Below are 17,734 nucleotides of genomic sequence, written 5' to 3'. Positions count from 1 at the left end.
CAAAGAGGCCCCCAATGCAGACGCTCTCACTCACCGCAGACGTCCTTGCCGTTCTCGCCCTGATCTGCGTTGTCATTGCCGTCCATATGATCCGGTTGCGGCGGAACGGCCAGGTCATCTTCAACGGCGGCATCCTGCTCGCTCTCGGCCTCGCCATCGCCTGCGCGCTCCCCATCCTGTCGCGCCTGCCCTGGACCGAATTGGCCGACGAGGCGTCCGAACAAGCCGTTGCGACTCTTCAGCTTTTGCATGCTGCCTACGTTATTTTGACACTGTAAAGATTTCGCTTGACCGGGAGCGCCTCCTGAATTATTGATCTTTACATCGTAAAGATCGGCCTGACCGAGGCGGCCCATGACAATTTTCCTGATCCTCGCGCCTTACGGCGCTTTCACGTTTCTGATGCTGGTGACGTCAGCCACAGCGAGCGTGTTCGCGGCCTCCGCGATCTGCCTCGCCACGGTCGCGATCGATGTCGTGCGTGGCCGCTCGGTGAAGACCCTGGCCGCGGGTTCAGCGGTCGTGTTCGCCGCAATCGGACTCTACCTTACCCTGCTCGATCCGCAGCTCGGCACGCTCGGCGTCAAGCTGGCGGTCGACATCGGCATCTTCGTCATCTCGCTCGGCTCAATGCTGGTTCGCCGTCCCTTCACGCTGCAATATGCGCTGGAAGCGGTGCCGGCCGAGACCGCGGCGATGCCCGGCTTTCTCCGTGCCAATTACGTCATCACCGGCGCTTGGACCGTGGCCGCGCTGTTGATGGCAGCCGCCAATCTCGTGCTGCTCTACGTTCCCGGCCTGCCGCTCTGGTCGAGCCTTGCGGTGGCCTTCGCCGCCCGCAACAGCGCGATCTACTTCACAAAATGGTATCCTGAGTATCGCCAGATCAAGTACGGTACGCCGGCCCGCGCGTTGCCCAATGCTCGCTGAACAGGATTGACGATGAAGGACGTATTCGCCCGCCTCGCCTCCGACTTCCTCTCTGCCATCGTCTTCCTGGCTATCTACCTCATCACCGACAACGTCGTCTTGGCTACCTCGGTGGCGGTTGCCGGAGCGATCGCGCAGGTGATCTATGCCCGCATCAAGGGGCGCCAGCTCAACTACATGACCTATGCGAGCCTCGCGCTCGTCGTCGTGCTGGGCACCATCACGCTGCTGACCAACGATCCTCGCTTCATGCTGGCAAAGCCCTCGATCGCGCATTTCGCGATCGGCGCGATCATGCTCAAGCGCGGCTGGATGCTGCGCTACATGCCGCCGATCGTCGTCGAGACCGTTCCGGAATACGTGACGGCCGCGGGCTATGCCTGGGCAGCGCTGATGTTCGTGATCGGCGTCGGCATGATCGCCGTCGCCTCCACGGGCGATCTGAAGCTGTGGGCGTTCTACCTCACGGTGGTCGCGGGCGGCGCCAAGATCCTGGCCTTCGCCGTGCAGTACGTCGTTCTCAGGCTCATCGTCACCAGCCGCCGGCGCGCCGCCGCCCGCGCCTAAATGCCCTATTCGAGGGTTAGGCAGGAGCTGCGAGTTGGGTTATAGGCTCGCTCGGGACTGGCCGCGGATCGTCGCGGTCCGCCGGGATTTGTTCGGGAGACGGGAATGGCTGTAGACGGCAACTGGAATCTGACCACGACGACGCCGATGGGCGAACGCCAGACGACGCTGAGCCTGAAGGCCGCGGGCGGCACTCTCACGGGCACGCAGAGCGCGGAAGGCAATACCGCCGAGATTTTCGACGGCACCGTCTCCGGCGACAACGTCTCCTGGAAGGTCTCGATCGACAAACCGATGCCGCTCACGCTCGAATTCACCGGCGCCGTCTCCGGCGACAGCATGAGCGGAGAGATGGGCATCGGCCCGATGGGCAGCTTCCCGTTCACGGGCGCGCGCGCGTAAGGTCCGCACGGCATCCATGCGCGTGCTCCGTCTCATCGCGGCGACGATCCTGTGTGTCGCGACACAAGCGGCGCGCGCGGATGACATCGAACCGACGTGGCGCGAAAGCGCACTCGCCACGGTGCCGGCGGGTTATGTCGCCGGCACGGCGTACCGCACCGAAGCCTCGACCGGTTACCTCGCCGTCTATCCGGCGACGTCGAATGACCCGAAGTCGCCGGCCAGCGTGTTCGCTGCGCGCCAGACCCTCGTGGTCGCGCTGACGCCGGACGAGAAGCGCGCGGTATCGGCCGAATTGAAACCGCGCGTCGAGGCCGATCCAGCCGATGACGACGGCGATTATGCAAAGCTCCACGCCGAGCTGGCGGGCAAGCGCGCGACCCTGCCCGAGGGCACCGAGCCCTGCGATCTCGGCGCCTGGTCCATCGACAAGGATCCGAACGGACTCAACGTGCGTGCCGAGCCATCGGTCAAGGCGCGCGTGCTCGGCACCCTGCCGCCGCCGTATCGACTAAAGCTTGGCGGCAGCGAGAACACGCCCGATGGCGGCTGGCTCACCGAATTCCGCATCATCGGTTTCAAGGACGGTTGGTTTCTGATCGAAGGCGCGAAGCCGCCGGGCAAGGATTACGAGGACGAGAAGCGGTATCCGCGCAACGCGCCAAAACCCTATGCCGGACGCGGCTGGGTCGCCTCCAACAAGGTCGGCGCGAATTTCGCCAACGGCTACACGCGCGCGGGCGGGCTGTTCCAGGCCCCCTTCGTCGACGCCAAATGGATGCCGGCGCAGCGAGAGTTCGGCGGCCCGATCGACGGCGATGGCGGCCCGAAGCGCCTGCTCGCCTGTAGCGGATATTGGGGTCTCGTCGAGAGCCACGACGGTGTGCGCGGCTGGTGGCGTTCGCTCTGCTCTAACCAGGTCACCAATTGTAGTTGAAGCTTCCGCATCGTCATGGCCGGGCTTGTCCCGGCCATCCACGTCTTGTTCGCCGTACCAAGAACGTGGATGCCCGGGACAAGCCCGGGCACGACGATCTTTCGTAAAGCACAGGTGCGATCACCCGCACGCAAGTGCGGATGAAGCAGCTAGCCCAAATTCAATTCCTTGAAGAAGTCGTTGCCTTTGTCGTCGATGATGATGAAGGCCGGGAAGTCGACGACTTCGATGCGCCAGATCGCTTCCATGCCGAGCTCGGGATATTCGAGCACCTCGACCTTCTTGATGCAGTGCTCGGCGAGGTTCGCCGCGGCACCGCCGATCGAGCCGAGATAGAAGCCGCCATATTTCTTGCAGGCCTCGCGTACGGCCGGGGCGCGGTTACCCTTGGCCACCATCACCATCGAGCCGCCGGCGGCCTGGAACTGGTCGACGAAGGAATCCATGCGGCCGGCGGTGGTCGGACCGAACGCACCGGAGGCATAGCCTTCAGGCGTCTTGGCAGGGCCGGCGTAGTAGACCGGATGGTTCTTGAAGTAATCCGGCAGCGGCTCGCCCTTCTCCAGCCGCTCGCGCAGCTTGGCATGAGCGCTATCGCGCGCGACGATCATGGTGCCGGTCATCGAGACCCGAGTCTTGATCGGGTGCTTCGAGAACGTCGCCAGAATATCCTTCATCGGCTGGTTGAGATCGATCTTGACGACCTCGCCGCCGAGCGACTGTTCGACCTGCGGCAGATATTGCGCCGGATTATGCTCGAGCTCTTCGAGATAGACGCCGTCCTTGGTGATCTTGCCGAGCACCTGGCGGTCGGCCGAGCAGGACACACCAAGCCCGATCGGGAGCGATGCGCCGTGACGCGGCATGCGGATCACCCGCACGTCGTGGCAGAAATACTTGCCGCCGAACTGCGCGCCGACACCGAGCGACTGCGTCATCTTGTGAATTTCCTTCTCCATCTCGACGTCGCGGAACGCGTTGCCGTCGGGCGAGCCGTGGGTCGGCAGCGCATCGAGATAGCGCGCCGAGGCGAGCTTCACCGTCTTCATGCAGAGCTCGGCCGAGGTGCCGCCGATCACGATGGCGAGATGGTAGGGCGGGCACGCGGCGGTGCCGAGCGTCAGGATCTTTTCCTTCAGGAACGCCAGCAGTCGGTCCTTGGTCAGCACCGAGGGCGTCGCCTGGAACAGAAAGCTCTTGTTGGCGGAGCCGCCGCCCTTCGCCATGAACATGAACTTGTAGGCGTCATCGCCCTCGGCATAGATCTCGCACTGCGCCGGCATGTTGTTGGCGGTATTCTTCTCCTCATACATCGAGAGCGGCGCAACCTGCGAGTAGCGCAGATTGCGGCGCAGGTAGGCATCGCGCGCGCCTTCCGACAGCGCCGCCTCGTCGTCGCCGTCGGTGATGACGTTGCAGCCCTTCTTGCCCATGATGATCGCAGTGCCGGTGTCCTGGCACATCGGCAGCACGCCGCCGGCGGCGATGTTGGCGTTCTTCAAAAAGTCCAGCGCGACGAACTTGTCGTTCGGGCTCGCCTCGCCGTCCTCCAGGATGGCACGGAGCTGCTTCAGATGGCCAGGGCGCAGATAATGGTTGATGTCGCCGAAAGCCGCCTCCGACAGCGCCCGCAACGCCTCGCGCGACACCACCAGCATGTCCTTGCCCAGCACCTTCTCGACCCGGACGCCCTCGGCTGTGATCTTCTTGTAGGGCGTCTCGTCCTTGCCCAGCGGGAACAGCGGGGTGTGCTTGTAGGGCGGAACGGGCTTGGACTGGTCGGGAAAGGCGGTGGGAGCGTTCATGGGGCAAATCTCGGGGTTTTGGAGCCCAGGCGGGCCTCGAAGCATAGAAGCGTTCTAAGCCCATTTTGAGCGGAAAAGAAAGGGAGCGGTGCGCATGGGAAAGGTGGCCCGGGCTCGGGAAGGCATTGGTACAGCTCGTGGAAATGCCTCCCCGACCCTTGCGCTTCGCGTCCGCCGACGCTTGAATGCGCGCCCTAAGGGGCTTTTCATCATGACATTGAACTTGAACGTCCGCGGCGCGATCCTGGTCGCCGCCGCCATCACCGGTCTTGTGACCCTCACCTCGCCCGCGCGCGCCGATCGCTGCGATGACAGCGCCAAGGAGCTGGCGAACCAGATCGACCGCATGAAGGTGAATTTCCGCGCCGCCAACGTCGTTTACCTCTCGCATCCGGCGGCCAAGGAGCTGTCGGTCGCTTGCCGCGGCGACAAATATTCCATCGAGCTCTATGCCAAGGGCGATCGCAAGCCCAAGCCGGAGTTCTATGGGCTGGTGGGGTCGATGGCGGCGATCGTCTTTACCGTGACCAAGGACGACACCACGACGGGCGCGACACGCTGCCTGAAGCGGATGGGCCTGCTCCGCGGCGACAAGATCAACATGCGCTACCGGCGCCTCAACATGGAATGCACGCGCACCAAGACGGACGCGTCGATCGCGATCACCCGCGGCAAGGACGAATAGGCGGAGGCTCTCCTCCACACTTGCTGCGGATCCGGTGGACGTGCAGCGCGACGCTGCCTGCACGTACTCCGTCATTGCGAGCGGAGCGACTTGTCCGCCGAAGCCTCGGCGAAGGCGGAAGCAATCCAGTCTGTCTCCGCGGAGGGACTCTGGATTGCTTCGTCGCAAGAGCTCCTCGCAATGAGGGGGAGAGGTTTGCGATCGCCCACTTCCAGCGGGGATGAGAGGCAGCCCGCCAGCTCACCGCACCTATTCCCTCGCATTTTAACGATCGCCTTGAAGGAATTTTCGCTCCTCGCAGCGCAGGCTCAATTGTTTCCATGTGTGAGGATTTGCGGATGAAGGTTTCTACCGTCGCACCGCCGCCGATCGCGATCGTGGTTCCGAGCTACGACACGACCAAGCAGCAGGACGATCAAACCAAGACCAAGGACGCCGACCCGACCTACGAGCCGCCGCCGCCGGCGCCGCTGCCGCCGGGTCAGGGCACGCGGATCGATCAGCTCGCCTGATTCGGCCTGTTTCGCATTCGGCCGCATCTTTGCCGGAGAGCGGGATCAAATTCGTGCGCGGCCACTCGGGATCTGCGCATGATCGCAAGACTGCAATTGCCGAACCCCACTCCAGTCGCCGCCATCGGCGCGCGGCTGGTTCCGTTCGCGCGGAAGTCGCACTGCCCCTCCGCACTCCCTGCCTTCACGAGGCCCCGCCGCGGCCATGTCCCGCTCGCGCACCATCGGCACGTAAACCGCCCGCCTCCCTAGGAGGGCGCCGTCAAGTGTGATCCGGCTCATCAAATTTCCGCATCCGGCGTGCTCATGTGCGGGGCAGAACGAGCCGATCCAAGCCTCTGTGGCGTCTGTGGGACAAGCCGATGGAACTGAATGAACAGCTGCTATCGCTGGTGGCGGACATCTACGATGCCGCGCTCGACGATTCCCGATGGTCGGCGACGCTTCGTTGCATCGTCGAGCTGGCGGGCGGCCAGAGCGGCGGTCTGGTTCGGATCGGGGCAGCCGGCGAGCCCGTGATCTCGCATGCCGTCGGCGTCGACCCGGCCTATATTCAATCCTACATCGAAACCTACGAGCCGTTCGATCCGTCGCGCGGCGTGCTTCACGCGCCGATCGGCCAGATCCAGACGATCAGGGACTGGCTCGACGTCGACGAATTCCGGACCACCTTGTTCTACAACGAATGGACGCGCCCACAGGGTCTCGAGGACGCCGCCAATATCCTGCTCGACAAATCGGCCGAGGGAATATCCCGCCTCTCGATCATGAAGGCCGGCGGTCCTGTCGACCGTAGGATGCACCAGGTGATCTCCCACCTCACGCCGCACCTGCAGCGGGCGATGCTGGTTAGACAGAAGCTGCAGCAGCAGAACGAGTGGGAGACGACGTCGCTCAGCACGCTCGACGCGTTGCGAACCGCCGTGCTGCTGCTCGATGCCGAGGGTCATATCACGCATGCCAATGCGAGCGCGCGCGACATCCTGGACGAGGCTGAAATCCTTCGTTCGGTCCGTGGCCGGCTGGTGACGTCCGACCCGAATGCCGATCGTGTGCTGCGGCAGGCGCTGGCGGGCACGATTCTCGGTGACCGCGCGATGACGGGCGCGAGCATCTCGCTGCATCTGACCGCGCGCGACGGCTCGCATTATCTCGGGCATCTCCTGCCGCTGACCGCCGGCCGCCGGCAACGATTCGGGGCCAGCTACGACGCCTGCGCGGTCCTGTTCGTCAGCAAGGCAGCGCTCGACACGATCGTCGCGCCCGACCTCATCCGCAAGCTTTTCAAGCTGACGCCGACCGAGCTGCGGGTGTTCCTGTCCATTGTCGAGATCGGCGGGGTTCCTGACGTCGCCAGAAGCATGGGCCTCGCCGAAACAACGATCAAGACTCATCTCGCCCGGATCTTCACCAAGACCGGAACCAAACGGCAGGCGGATCTGGTTCGGCTCGTGGCGGCCTTCACACCACCGATCAAGGTCTGACACCCATCCCTGTCGCGTCGCGGCCGCATGTTTGCCGGAAAGAAGCGCCATCAATACGGCGGCGTGGGATGGAGAACGATCGACCATGATCGCCAGACTGCTGCTGCAGAACACGATCACCACCGTCGCGATGGGCGCGCTGCTGTTCGCGTCCGCAGGGACCTTGCGCTGGCCCTCGGCCTGGGTGTTGCTCGCGACCTGCACCCTGCTCGGCCCGCTCTGCGGCTGGTGGCTCTACCGGATCGATCCGGCGCTGCTCGCCGAGCGTCTGCGGCCGGTCCTGCAAAAGGATCAGCCCACCGCCGACAAGGTGTTCATGGGTGTCCTCATCGTTGCGATGGTGGCCTGGCTGGCGCTGATCGGCGTCGACCGGCGCATTCAATCATCCGACATGCCGGTCGCATTGCAGACGGTCGGCTTCGCGCTGTTCCTGCTGTCGACGCTGATCAACCTCTGGGTCTTCCGCGAGAACTCGTTCGCGGCTCCCGTGGTGAAGCTGCAAGCCGAGCGCGCGCAACGCGTGATCTCGACCGGGCCTTACGCCCATGTGCGTCATCCCATGTATAGCGGCATGGTGCTGTTCTTCACGAGCCTGCCGTTGCTGCTGGGCTCGTGGTGGGGACTTGTGATGGTCCCGATCTTCGTCGCCTTGTTCGCAATCCGCATCGGCATCGAGGAACGCACCTTGCGCGACGGCCTGCCGGGCTATGCCGACTACGCGGCACGGGTGCGCTATCGCCTGCTGCCGGGTGTCTGGTGAGAGCGACACTGGACAGAAAGGAGACTGCCGCCAGCCTCCCTCCGGACCGGCTAGAGCTACTTGTTTGACGCGTCTTCTTGACGCGAACCGGTATCCACTTCGCTCGAAAACGCTCTAGCCATCCAGCTCGCGATAGCGACGGAAGATGCCCTGCTCGTTGAAGGGAATGCGGCGCGGGCCGGCGAGATAGGCCTTGATGTTCGGCCGCTGGGCGACCCGGTCGTGCAGGGCAACGAGGCCCGGAATATCCGTCTCGAACGCCTTCATGCGCCTGGGAAAGGCATAGCGCAGCCCCGCGACGACTTGGAACAGCGAGAGGTCGACATAGGTCAGCCTCCGGCCGGTGACATAGGTGTCGCCATTCGAGGCGAGAAGCTGCTCGAAATAACCGAGATATTTCGGCACCCGCTCGTCCCAGAACGCAGCCGTGCGCTTCTTCGCCGGCGGCTTCTGGTCCTCGTAGTAGAGCGAGGGTCCGAGCGGATGATGGGTGTCGTGGATCTCGACCACGAGGTCGGTGATGGTGAGCTGGAGTTGATGCACCCAGAGTTTTCCGGCCTCCGTCTTCGGCGCAAGCCCATGGCGGGCGCCGAGATAGAGCAGGATGTTGGCGGTCTGGCCGATGACGAGCTTGCCCGCTTTCAGGAACGGCGGCGCAAAGGGCGGCGTGCCCTTCTGCGCGTCCATCATCTTCATCATCGCAGCCGTGCCGCGCGCTCCGCGCGCGACATCGACGTAAGCAGCTCCCGCCTCCTCCAGCGCCAACCGCACATATTCGCCGCGGCCCTGGATCTCGGGCCAGTAATAGAGCTCGTATTTCATGGGAGGGGTCCGTCAACGTGAGCGTACGGACCAATGTAGCATGTGGCTCGGAGTTCCGGCAGGTGAGACGGATTGGCGGTACGACATTCGCCGTCATTGCCAAGAGGGGCAAAAGAAAAGGCGCCGTGCCGAAGCACGACGCCGTTCCCTGTTCAATCGTTTGCGATCAGTTGGTCTGCTGGATCGCCGACAATTCCCAGCCGCTGCCGGGCCGGCGGGCGAACGTCCAGACCTCGGTGACTTCGCCCGGCTGCTCGCTACCGGCGACGAGCGCGCCGCTGTTGCGGTCCAGCGTCTTGTCGGTGAGCGCAAAGCGCAACGCCACCGTGGCGTAGTCGGTCTCGCCTTCGCGCCAGGCTTCGGCGAGGTCGCCCTGCAGCAGCTTGACGTTGGTCACCTTGTTGACGACGTTGCGCGCACGGTTCTGGGCGAGGTCCTGCTCGAAATAGGAGACCATTTCCGGCGTCGCGAGCGTATGCAGCTTGGCCACGTCCTCATTCGACCAGGCCGCCTGGATCTCGCCGAGCAGGCGCTCGAACGCCTCGTAATCGTCCGGCTTGATCTCGAGTGGCGCGGTATTCGCATTGGCGCCGAAACCGAAGCCGCCAAGACCACCGCCTAGACCTCCACCGAGGCCGCTGCGCTGGTTCGGCTGCGGTCCGGAAGCTGCGCCCGCATCGGCATTGGCATAGGCCGCCTGCGGCGAGTGACGGCGCTGCCACCAGGACATCGCCAGCCGCACCACGAACACCACGAGCACGATCTGGATGATCAGACCCAGGATCGAGGACAGACCGCCGAGGCCGCCGAACAGGCCGCCGCCGAACAGCATGCCGAGCAGGCCGGCGCCGAGGAAGCCGGCCGCAAGGCCGCCCAGGAAGCCGCCGCCACGGCCGAACAGGCCGCCGCGCGCGGGCGCGGACGCAGCCGAGTTCATGCCTGCACCCGGCTGGGTGTAGGTGCGGTTGAATTGCGAGGCCGAGCCCGGCGCCGTCGTAGTCGAGGGCGGGGCCGAATAAGTGCGCGAGCCGCGCGAACCTGACGACATGCCGCCACCCACGCGCGCGTCGGCGGACGAGATCGCCAGCGCCGTCGGCAGCGCGAGCGCCAGCACGACGGCAAGCGTCTTGAAGAGAGTGCGGGAGCGTAACGAGAAATTCATGTGCGTTTCCCAAATCCCCGGCATGGGGACGTGCGCTTAAGATGGGCAGACTTCCCGAAAAGTGAAGCCGGTTTCGGAACTTGTGGCTGCGGCCCTCAGTCGCGGGGATGTGGCAAAAGCCCATGTTTGGCGGGGATTTGGCCGGTGCTGGGGGAACTGCGGTCGCGGGTTACCGGCGGTTTTGCGATGGGTTTCCCGCTTTTTCCGCGTCATTGCGAGCGCAACCCTCTCACCACCGTCATTGCGAGGAGCCCTTGCGACGAAGCAATCCAGGATCTTTCCACGGAGGCAGCTCTGGATTGCTTCGCTTTCGCTCGCAATGACGGAGAATGCAGGTGCGGCGTGCCGCTCCTACCCCTGCTTCGTCATCGTCTCCTTCACCGCCGCCACGAGCTGGCTGAGCGTGAACGGTTTCGGCAGGAAGTCGAATTGCTGCCCCTCGGGCAGGCTCTTCTCGAAGGCGTCCTCGGCGTAGCCGGAGACGAAGATGAACTTGATGTCGGGGTTCTTCTCCCGCATCGCCTTCAGCAGCGTCGGGCCGTCCATCTCGGGCATGACGACGTCGGAGACGACGAGATCGATCGCCCCGCTCTGCTCCTCCAGCATCTCCATGGCTTCGACGCCGTTCTCGGCCTCGACCACGGTGTAGCCGCGCGAGCGCAGGCCGCGTGCGTTGAGCGCGCGCAGGCCCTCTTCGTCCTCGACCAGCAGGATGGTGCCCTGTCCCGTGAGATCGGTGCGCGGCTTGGCCTCGACGGCCGCGGCTTCCTTCGCGGCGTCATTTGTCGCGCTGGCGACAGGCGGCGGCTCGACCTGCACCTCCGGCTCGGCGTGATGGCGCGGCAGGAAGATGTGGAACGAGGTGCCCCGCCCCGGCTCGGAGTCCACGTAGATGAAACCGCCGGTCTGCTTGACGATGCCGTAGACCGTCGAAAGGCCAAGGCCGGTGCCTTTGCCCACTTCCTTGGTCGAGAAGAACGGCTCGAAGATCTTGTCGCGGATGTCGGCGGGAATGCCGGTGCCGGTGTCTGCGACCTCGATGCGGACATAATCCGCCGCCGGCATTCCCTTATAGGCGAACTTGCCTGCTTCCTCGGTGGTGACGTTGGCGGTGCGGATGATCAGCTTGCCGCCGTCGGGCATGGCGTCGCGCGCGTTCACCGCGAGGTTCACGATCACCTGCTCGAACTGGGAGACGTCGACCTTCACCGGCCAGAGATCGCGGCCGTGGACGAGGTCGAGCTTGACCTTCTCGCCGATCAGCCGGCGCAGCAGCATGGTGAGATCGCTCAAGGCGTCGCCGAGATCGAGCACCTGCGGCCGCAGCGTCTGCCGCCGCGAGAACGCGAGCAGCTGCCGCACCAGGGTCGCGGCCCGCGTCGCGTTCTGCTTGATCTGCATGATATCCTGGAACGACGGGTCGGTCGGCTTGTGCGCGTTCAGCAGGAAGTCGTTCGCCATCATGATGGCGGACAGCACGTTGTTGAAGTCGTGGGCGATGCCGCCGGCGAGCTGGCCGACCGTCTCCATCTTCTGCGACTGATTGATCTGGTTCTCCAGCGCGCGCCGCTCGGTGGTCTCGAGCATGTGCACGATGGCGGCTTCAGCGTCGTTCTCGGCCGAATCGACCGGCGTGACGAAGAACTGGCCCCAGCGCTCCTTGGTCCCTTCCAGCGCCACCTCGACCGGCGCGATGTCGGCCTGGCCTTCGGCGGCCTGGTTGATGGCCGCGATCAGGAGGTGCCGGTCGCGCGAATTGACCGCGCGGAAGATCGACTTGGAGGCGCTGTCGAGCCCCAGCGCCTGGCCAAGCTTGGCGTAGCGCGCATTGGCGCGCACGACGTTGCCGGCACGGTCGACGGTCGCGATCGCCATCGGCGTATGGTCGAAGAAGCGCATGAAGCGCACTTCGGCGGCGCGGTCCGGATCGCTGCGCTCGTCGCGGGCGCGACTGATGACGAGGGTGCGCGAGGGGCCCGGCGCGCCGTCGGCACCGAAGGCAAGCTTGTGATAGAGCCGCACCGGCATGGTCTTGCCGGTCCGCATGCGCAGATCGATGTCGAAGACCTCGGTCTTCACCTCGCCCGGCACCGCCACGATCGACGTCAGCAGCGAGGCGCCGTCGCCGGAGACGATGTCGGTCAGCTTCAGGCCACCCGAGCCGATCTCGGCGAGGTCATAGTCGAGCCAGTTCGCCAGCGTCGCATTGACATAAGCGAGCTCGCCGGCCGGATTGACCGAGAAGAAGCCGCACGGCGCGTGATCGAGATATTCGATGGCGTGCTGGAGCTCCTGGAACACGTCCTCCTGGCGCTCGCGGTCGCGGGTAATATCGGCGATCGACCATACCGCGTATTTCGCCTCGCGCTTGCCGGTGCCGAGCGGGCGCACGCGCATGCGCAGCCAGCGGCCCTGGCTGCCGTCATGGCCCGAAATGCGCACCTCCTCCTGTTGCCGCTTGCCCTCGCGGGCGGCCTTCAGCAGCCGGAACACGGCTTCGGAGACATCGGGGTTACCGATGAAGACGCGTTCCACCGGGCGCACGTCCTGCGGCCCGCTGGCGCCCGTCAGCGTCATATAGGCGGTGTTGGAATAGACCACGTGGCCGCGGGCATCGGTGACGGCGAGCCCGTCGAAGGCGTGATCGGAGATGCGGCCGATCACGGGATCATCGAGATTGCGGTCGGCAAAGCGGATGATGCCGGCGGCGAAGGCGAACAGGTTGAACAGGCCGACCATCGCCAGCACGGCGAGGATGCCGAGGATATAGGGCTGCGCCTGCGCGCGGCCGAGCGTCATCAGCCCGACGGCGACGGCGACGAGGCCGGCCGCCACCAGCAGCACCAGCGCAATGCTGCCCGAGCGCGGCGACGGCTCGTGCGCCGCAACGGGCTCGCGTGTGAGGTCGTGGTCGGTCTCGGCGGTCATTCTCGAGCTGGCGCAGCCTGTCGGCAGAGAATCAACGCGCTCCGGGGCGCGTGGGGTCCTCCCTGCCTGAATCGGACCCTGAGGTGCAAGGGCAGCCGGAGCGAAAGGTATGCTGATTCCCAGATTACGGCCATTTCCGGTACTTTTCGGGGGCTTTATCCCCGCCCCGCGCCAAATCCACGCTTCAGCCGCATGACGTAGCCGATCACTTCGGCGACCGCATGATAGTGCTCGGTCGGGATTTCCTGGTCGATCTCGACAGTGGCGTAGAGCGCGCGGGCCAGCGGCACGTTCTCCACGATCGGGATGTCGTGCTCGCGCGCGATCTCCCGGATCTTGAAGGCGAGGTTGTCGACGCCCTTGGCGACGCAGATCGGCGCCGACATGCCGCGCTCGTAGGACAGCGCCACCGAATAGTGGGTCGGGTTGGTGATGATCACCGAGGCCTTGGGAACCGCCGCCATCATGCGCTTCTTGGCGCGCTGCTGCCGCAATTGCCTGATCTTGCCCTTGATGTGCGGATCGCCTTCGGACTGCTTGAACTCTTCCTTGATCTCCTGGAGCGACATCTTCTGCCGCTGGAACCAGCTGCGATACTGGAAGAAATAATCGGCGATGGCGACGACCGCGAGCGCTGCGACCACCGCGCCGAGCAGATGAATGGTCAAGCTGGTGCTGGCGCCGAGCATGGCGGCCGGATCGAGCTTGACCATCGCCTCCATGCGATGGTGCTCCGGCCAGAGGATCATGGTCATGACCACGCCGAGCCCGATCAGCTTGCCGAGCCCCTTCAGGAAGTTCGCCGCCGCCTGCTTGCCGAAGATGCGCTTGAAGCCGGCGCCGGGCGAGATCTTGCTGAATTTGGGTTTGAGGGATTCGGCCGACCATACCAGGCGGTGCTGGAGCATGTTGCTGGCGATCGCCGCCAGCACCAGCATCAACAAGGGCACGCCGACGGCTGCCAGCAATACGAATTCGATCTGCTGCATCAGCGCGAGCAGAGCCTTGCCGTCGGTCTTGATCATCCAGGAATTGGCGAGCAGGTTGCGCATCGGCGTCAGCAGCCCGCTGCCCACCGAGCCCGAGAAGGTCGAGACCACGAGCGTGCCGCCCGCCATCATGAACCAGGTGTTGATCTCCTGGCTCTTGGCGACGTCGCCGCGTTCGAGCGCATCGTCCAGACGCTTTTGCGTCGGGTCTTCTGTTTGGCTCTCTGGATCGTTGTCTTCTGCCACGTAGCGCCCGCTTTCCGAAGTTCGTCACTCTCGCGGCCTCTGTGCACGAACTTCAGAAAGCACAAGGGCGCTACAAGACACTTAGTTTTGCTAGTGCCGCTGATCGATTTGAAGTTCCTGGCCGGACTCGCGGCTCGCACTGCAGGAACTTCAAATCGGCGGCACTAGCTCTATCGCGAGCTCAGCGGCATCAATTGGTGCATGACACCGATGAAGTAATCCAGATACGTGCCCATCATCGCCGTGAGCACCACGGCCAGCACCAGAAAGCCCGCGAAGATCGAGAGCGGAACACCGACGAAATAGACCTGCATCTGCGGCATCAGCCGCGCCAGCACCCCTAACCCGATGTTGAAGACCAGGCCGAACACCAGAAACGGGCCCGAGAGCTGCAGGCCCAGGCGAAACGCGGCGGCAAAAGCACGCGTTGCGAGCGAGGCGACGTCGCCGCTCGACACGGTCTCGCCCGGCGAGAAGATCGTATAGCTGTCGTTCAGCGCCGCGATCACCAGATGATGGCTGTCGGTGGCAAACAGCAGCGTCACCCCCAGCATGGTCAGGAAGTTGCCGACCAGCACGCCCTGCTGCCCCTGCGTCGGATCCACCGAGGTGACGAAACCGAGCCCCATCTGCTGCGCGATCACCGATCCCGCGACCTGCAGCGCCGACAGCGTCACGCGCGCGGTCGCGCCCAGCACGATGCCGATCGCGATCTCATGCAGCATCAGGACCAGGAGCGGCGCTAGCGAGCCCATGTCGACCTGGTAGGCGTTGCGGTGCAGCGGCAGGATGATCAGCGTGAGCAGCAGCGCGATCGACAGCTTGATCCGCGTCGGGATGTTGGTCTCGCCCAAACCCGGCAACAGCATCACCATCGCGCCGACCCGGGCGAAGGCGAGCATGAAGGAAGCCGCAAGCGCCGGCAACAGCGAGACGTCGATGCGCATAATTGACGCATCTTGCCTCAGCCGCCGATGATTCGCGACGAGATCCGCAGCATGTGGGCATGGAGCGCGTCGGCCATGAACGGCAGCGCCAGCAGCATCGTGGCAAAGATGGCCAGTATCTTCGGCACGTAGATCAGCGTCTGCTCCTGGATCTGTGTCAGCGCCTGGAACAGCGACACGATGACGCCGACCACGAGCCCCACCACCATCAGGGGGGAGGACACGATCACAATCGTCCAGATGGCATCGCGCGCGACGTCGAGGGTTTCGGGGCCGGTCATTTGCAAGATTCCTTATTCAAGCTTCATCCTGGCCACCTTGGCGAGGATGTCCGGCCCCTCCCCGTCATTGCGAGGAGCCCTTGCGACGAAGCAATCCAGACTGCCGCGTGGCGAGATTCTGGATTGCTTCGCTACGCTCGCAATGACGCTTGGAGCGAGCGCCAGCGTGCCCCAAAATCAGATCGGCATCTTCATGATGTCTTCGTAGGCCGCGATCACGCGGTCGCGGACTGACACCAGCGTGGACACCGCGACGTCGGTGTCGGCGACCGCGGTCACCACGTCCATCACATTGGCCTTGCCGGAGGCCATCGCGACCGTCTGCGCATCCGACTTGCGGCCGGATTCCATGACGCTGCCGACGGCGTCCTTCAGCAGCGAGGCAAAGGATTGCCCGCTGGCCTCGGTGCCTTTGCCGGCACCGCTGTTCTCCAGCACCCGGGCAAGGTTGGCATAAGCGTTGGCGGCAATTGTGGGTGATGCCATGGCTTAATTGTCCTGTTCAGCTCTTGAGGATGTCGAGCGTGCGCTGGATCATCCGGCGCGTCGCACTGATGATGTTGAGATTCGCCTCGTAGGACCGCTGCGCGTCGCGCATGTCGGTCATCTCGACCACTGAGTTCACATTGGGGTATTTGACGTTGCCGCTGGCGTCCGCGACCGGATTGCTCGGTTCGTATTTGACGCGGAAGTTCGACTGGTCGGGCTTGATCCTGCCGAGGGTGACGACCTGCGCGTCGAGCGAGCGATCGAGCGCGGAGGAGAAGGTCGGAACCTTGCGCCGGTAGGGGTCGCCGCCGGGGGTCTGCGCGGTCGAATCCGCGTTCGCGATGTTTTCCGAGATCACCCGCATGCGGCCGGCTTGCGCCCGCAGACCGGAGGTCGCGATCGCCATCGAGCGGGCAAAGTCGCTGCTGTCATTGGCCATGATGCGCCTCCTCTAGCTGTTCTGTTCCCGGACCATGCGGCTAGCCCTTGCCGATCGCGGTCTTGAGCAGATGTAGGCTCTTCGAATAGAGCGAGGTCGCTGCCGCGTAGTCCATCTGGTTGCTGGCGGCCTTCATCATCTCTTCTTCGAGATTGACGGCGTTGCCCGCAGGGCGGGTTTCGAAGCCCGCGTTCTTGTTCTGGTCGAATCCGGAAGCCGCGCCTGACGGCGTCATGTGAGAACCGCTGGTGCGGGTCAGCGCCAGGGGCCCCATCGAGCCGGTGACGGCCCCAGCCTTGTCGAGTTTCGGCTCGACCAGGTCGCGCGGCCGGAATTTGGGCGTGTCGGAATTGGAGACGTTCTCGGACAGGACGCGCTGGCGTTCCTGGTGCCACTGCATCTTGGTGCGAAGCGCCGACAGTACCGGGAGGTCGTTGATGGACATCGTCGCGGCTCCTTCCGCCTGTTACGGACCTCTAAGGTCCGCAGCTAGGCAGAATTTGCCGCGTGTATGGTTAACAGCTGGTTAAGGGACCCGCGACGCATGTTCCCGAGCGGGACACGATTCCGCGTCCCCGTGATGCTACGCCTCCAAAAGTAGCATTAACCCAACCGTTTGGCGGCGCATGCACAGGCCAAGAAGTCGTTTTGGATCGAGCGATTCATGGGTTATTAAGAGTTGGGGACGGCAAATCTTGCCGTGGGACGTTAAGAAATCGCAGTTTGGGGCATCGTAGGCCGGTGGTTGGCGCATCCGACCATGGGCACGAGAGAAGCGCCATTTGTCGGGGACAAGTATGCAAGGCAGCCCTATCACCTTCATCGTCGCGTTCATCGTCGTTCTGGCGTTGATCGGCGTCGCTGCTTGGCTGGTTCGCCGATTCGCCAGCAGCCGGCTCGGCGCCAACACCCAGCGCGGCAGGATGCCGCGCCTTGCCGTGATCGATGCCGCCGCGGTCGACGGCCGGCGCCGCCTGGTGCTGGTCCGGCGTGACAATGTCGAGCACCTCCTGATGATCGGCGGCCCCACCGACATCGTCGTCGAGCCCAACATCGTTCGCGCCGGGCATGGCCGCGATCAGCTGCCACAGCGTCCCAACGCCGCCGAGCCGCCACGCCTTGCCCCGATGCCCGACGCCGGCGGCTGGGCCGACGAAGCGCCGCGGCCCGAGCTGCTGGATCATCCCGAGCCGCAAATGCCCGAGCCGCCGCCGCGGCCGTCGCGCCCGTCCTTCGCCGACGAGGTGCGCCGGCCCGCCCCTGCGCTGGCCGAACGCCGCAGCGATCCCCTGGCCGGCTTCACGGCGGAGCCGATCGCGCCCCGTCCCGAGCGCGAACCGCGGCCCGAG

At 64.6% G+C, this 17,734-nt stretch carries 20 protein-coding genes; 9 read left to right on the top strand and 11 right to left on the bottom strand.

Translation table 11 applies throughout. The features are described 5' to 3' along the window. Positions 1-26: 26 nt before the first annotated feature. On the bottom strand, positions 27-356 hold the full coding sequence (locus XH84_RS41645) for a hypothetical protein (protein WP_164936421.1): 330 nt from the start codon (positions 354-356) through the stop codon (positions 27-29). Between XH84_RS41645 and XH84_RS11620 the strand changes: the two genes are divergently transcribed. The 4 genes from XH84_RS11620 (at position 355) to XH84_RS11605 (ending at position 2,836) form a co-directional block, all read left to right on the top strand. Next, on the top strand, positions 355-930 hold the full coding sequence (locus tag XH84_RS11620; protein ID WP_128920755.1) for a hypothetical protein: 576 nt from the start codon (positions 355-357) through the stop codon (positions 928-930). The two genes, XH84_RS41645 and XH84_RS11620, sit on opposite strands and share 2 nt — an antisense overlap. A 12-nt stretch (positions 931-942) precedes the next feature. After that, a complete protein-coding gene (locus XH84_RS11615; protein ID WP_128920754.1) occupies positions 943-1,497 on the top strand; it encodes an inner membrane-spanning protein YciB in 555 nt (184 codons plus the stop codon). 105 nt (positions 1,498-1,602) lie between these two features. After that, positions 1,603-1,899, top strand: a complete 297-nt coding sequence (locus XH84_RS11610) for a hypothetical protein (protein ID WP_128920753.1) — start codon at positions 1,603-1,605, stop codon at positions 1,897-1,899. Positions 1,900-1,915: 16 nt separating this feature from the next. Continuing rightward, positions 1,916-2,836 (top strand): SH3 domain-containing protein, encoded by a 921-nt coding sequence (locus XH84_RS11605; RefSeq protein ID WP_128920752.1) that lies wholly within the window; start codon positions 1,916-1,918, stop codon positions 2,834-2,836. A 149-nt stretch (positions 2,837-2,985) separates the two neighbouring features. Here the strand turns inward: XH84_RS11605 and XH84_RS11600 are convergent, their stop codons facing one another. Further along, positions 2,986-4,641 carry a fumarate hydratase gene (locus XH84_RS11600; RefSeq protein WP_128920751.1) on the bottom strand — a complete coding sequence of 552 codons (1,656 nt, stop codon included), beginning with the start codon at positions 4,639-4,641 and terminating at the stop codon, positions 2,986-2,988. Positions 4,642-4,852: 211 nt separating this feature from the next. Here XH84_RS11600 and XH84_RS11595 point away from each other — a divergent pair, with 211 nt between their 5' ends. The 4 genes from XH84_RS11595 (at position 4,853) to XH84_RS11585 (ending at position 8,082) form a co-directional block, all read left to right on the top strand. Further along, the gene (locus tag XH84_RS11595; protein ID WP_128920750.1) at positions 4,853-5,326 is read left to right on the top strand and encodes a hypothetical protein; all 474 of its coding nucleotides are present in this window, start codon (positions 4,853-4,855) and stop codon (positions 5,324-5,326) included. Between the two features lie 338 nt (positions 5,327-5,664). Next, on the top strand, positions 5,665-5,838 hold the full coding sequence (locus XH84_RS39660) for a hypothetical protein (RefSeq protein ID WP_164936420.1): 174 nt from the start codon (positions 5,665-5,667) through the stop codon (positions 5,836-5,838). Between the two features lie 362 nt (positions 5,839-6,200). Next, positions 6,201-7,322: a helix-turn-helix transcriptional regulator gene (locus tag XH84_RS11590; RefSeq protein ID WP_128920749.1), complete on the top strand. Its 1,122-nt coding sequence runs from the start codon at positions 6,201-6,203 to the stop codon at positions 7,320-7,322. An 85-nt stretch (positions 7,323-7,407) separates the two neighbouring features. Next, positions 7,408-8,082 (top strand): methyltransferase family protein, encoded by a 675-nt coding sequence (locus XH84_RS11585; protein WP_128920748.1) that lies wholly within the window; start codon positions 7,408-7,410, stop codon positions 8,080-8,082. 114 nt (positions 8,083-8,196) lie between these two features. On the opposite strand, the gene XH84_RS11580 is transcribed toward XH84_RS11585, so the two are convergent. The 9 genes from XH84_RS11580 to flgB all read right to left on the bottom strand — a co-directional run bounded on the left by XH84_RS11580 (position 8,197) and on the right by flgB (position 16,830). Further along, complete coding sequence (locus XH84_RS11580) at positions 8,197-8,904, bottom strand: glutathione S-transferase (protein ID WP_128920747.1); 708 nt, start codon at positions 8,902-8,904, stop codon at positions 8,197-8,199. A 166-nt stretch (positions 8,905-9,070) separates the two neighbouring features. Continuing rightward, positions 9,071-10,090 carry a Tim44 domain-containing protein gene (locus tag XH84_RS11575; protein ID WP_128920746.1) on the bottom strand — a complete coding sequence of 340 codons (1,020 nt, stop codon included), beginning with the start codon at positions 10,088-10,090 and terminating at the stop codon, positions 9,071-9,073. A gap of 327 nt (positions 10,091-10,417) precedes the next feature. Next, entirely contained in the window at positions 10,418-12,994 is a 2,577-nt protein-coding gene (cckA, locus tag XH84_RS11570) for a cell cycle histidine kinase CckA (RefSeq protein ID WP_128920745.1), read from the bottom strand. 155 nt (positions 12,995-13,149) lie between these two features. Then, complete coding sequence (gene flhB / locus XH84_RS11565; RefSeq protein ID WP_128920744.1) at positions 13,150-14,229, bottom strand: flagellar biosynthesis protein FlhB; 1,080 nt, start codon at positions 14,227-14,229, stop codon at positions 13,150-13,152. 170 nt (positions 14,230-14,399) lie between these two features. Next, positions 14,400-15,176 (bottom strand): flagellar biosynthetic protein FliR, encoded by a 777-nt coding sequence (fliR, locus tag XH84_RS11560; RefSeq protein WP_128920743.1) that lies wholly within the window; start codon positions 15,174-15,176, stop codon positions 14,400-14,402. A gap of 17 nt (positions 15,177-15,193) precedes the next feature. Beyond that, entirely contained in the window at positions 15,194-15,457 is a 264-nt protein-coding gene (gene fliQ, locus XH84_RS11555) for a flagellar biosynthesis protein FliQ (protein ID WP_018321865.1), read from the bottom strand. Positions 15,458-15,634: 177 nt separating this feature from the next. Continuing rightward, entirely contained in the window at positions 15,635-15,943 is a 309-nt protein-coding gene (fliE, locus tag XH84_RS11550) for a flagellar hook-basal body complex protein FliE (protein ID WP_128920742.1), read from the bottom strand. Positions 15,944-15,959: 16 nt separating this feature from the next. Beyond that, on the bottom strand, positions 15,960-16,385 hold the full coding sequence (gene flgC / locus XH84_RS11545; RefSeq protein ID WP_128920741.1) for a flagellar basal body rod protein FlgC: 426 nt from the start codon (positions 16,383-16,385) through the stop codon (positions 15,960-15,962). A gap of 40 nt (positions 16,386-16,425) precedes the next feature. Then, the gene (flgB, locus tag XH84_RS11540) at positions 16,426-16,830 is read right to left on the bottom strand and encodes a flagellar basal body rod protein FlgB (protein ID WP_097658028.1); all 405 of its coding nucleotides are present in this window, start codon (positions 16,828-16,830) and stop codon (positions 16,426-16,428) included. Between the two features lie 352 nt (positions 16,831-17,182). Between flgB and XH84_RS11535 the strand changes: the two genes are divergently transcribed. Beyond that, on the top strand, positions 17,183-17,734 hold a 552-nt coding region (locus tag XH84_RS11535; RefSeq protein WP_208757073.1), incomplete at its 3' end, for a flagellar biosynthetic protein FliO.

The sequence above is a fragment of the Bradyrhizobium nanningense genome (assembly GCF_004114535.1).
Taxonomy (GTDB): Bacteria; Pseudomonadota; Alphaproteobacteria; order Rhizobiales; family Xanthobacteraceae; genus Bradyrhizobium; species Bradyrhizobium nanningense.
This window is presented reverse-complemented; position numbering and strand designations above follow the sequence as displayed.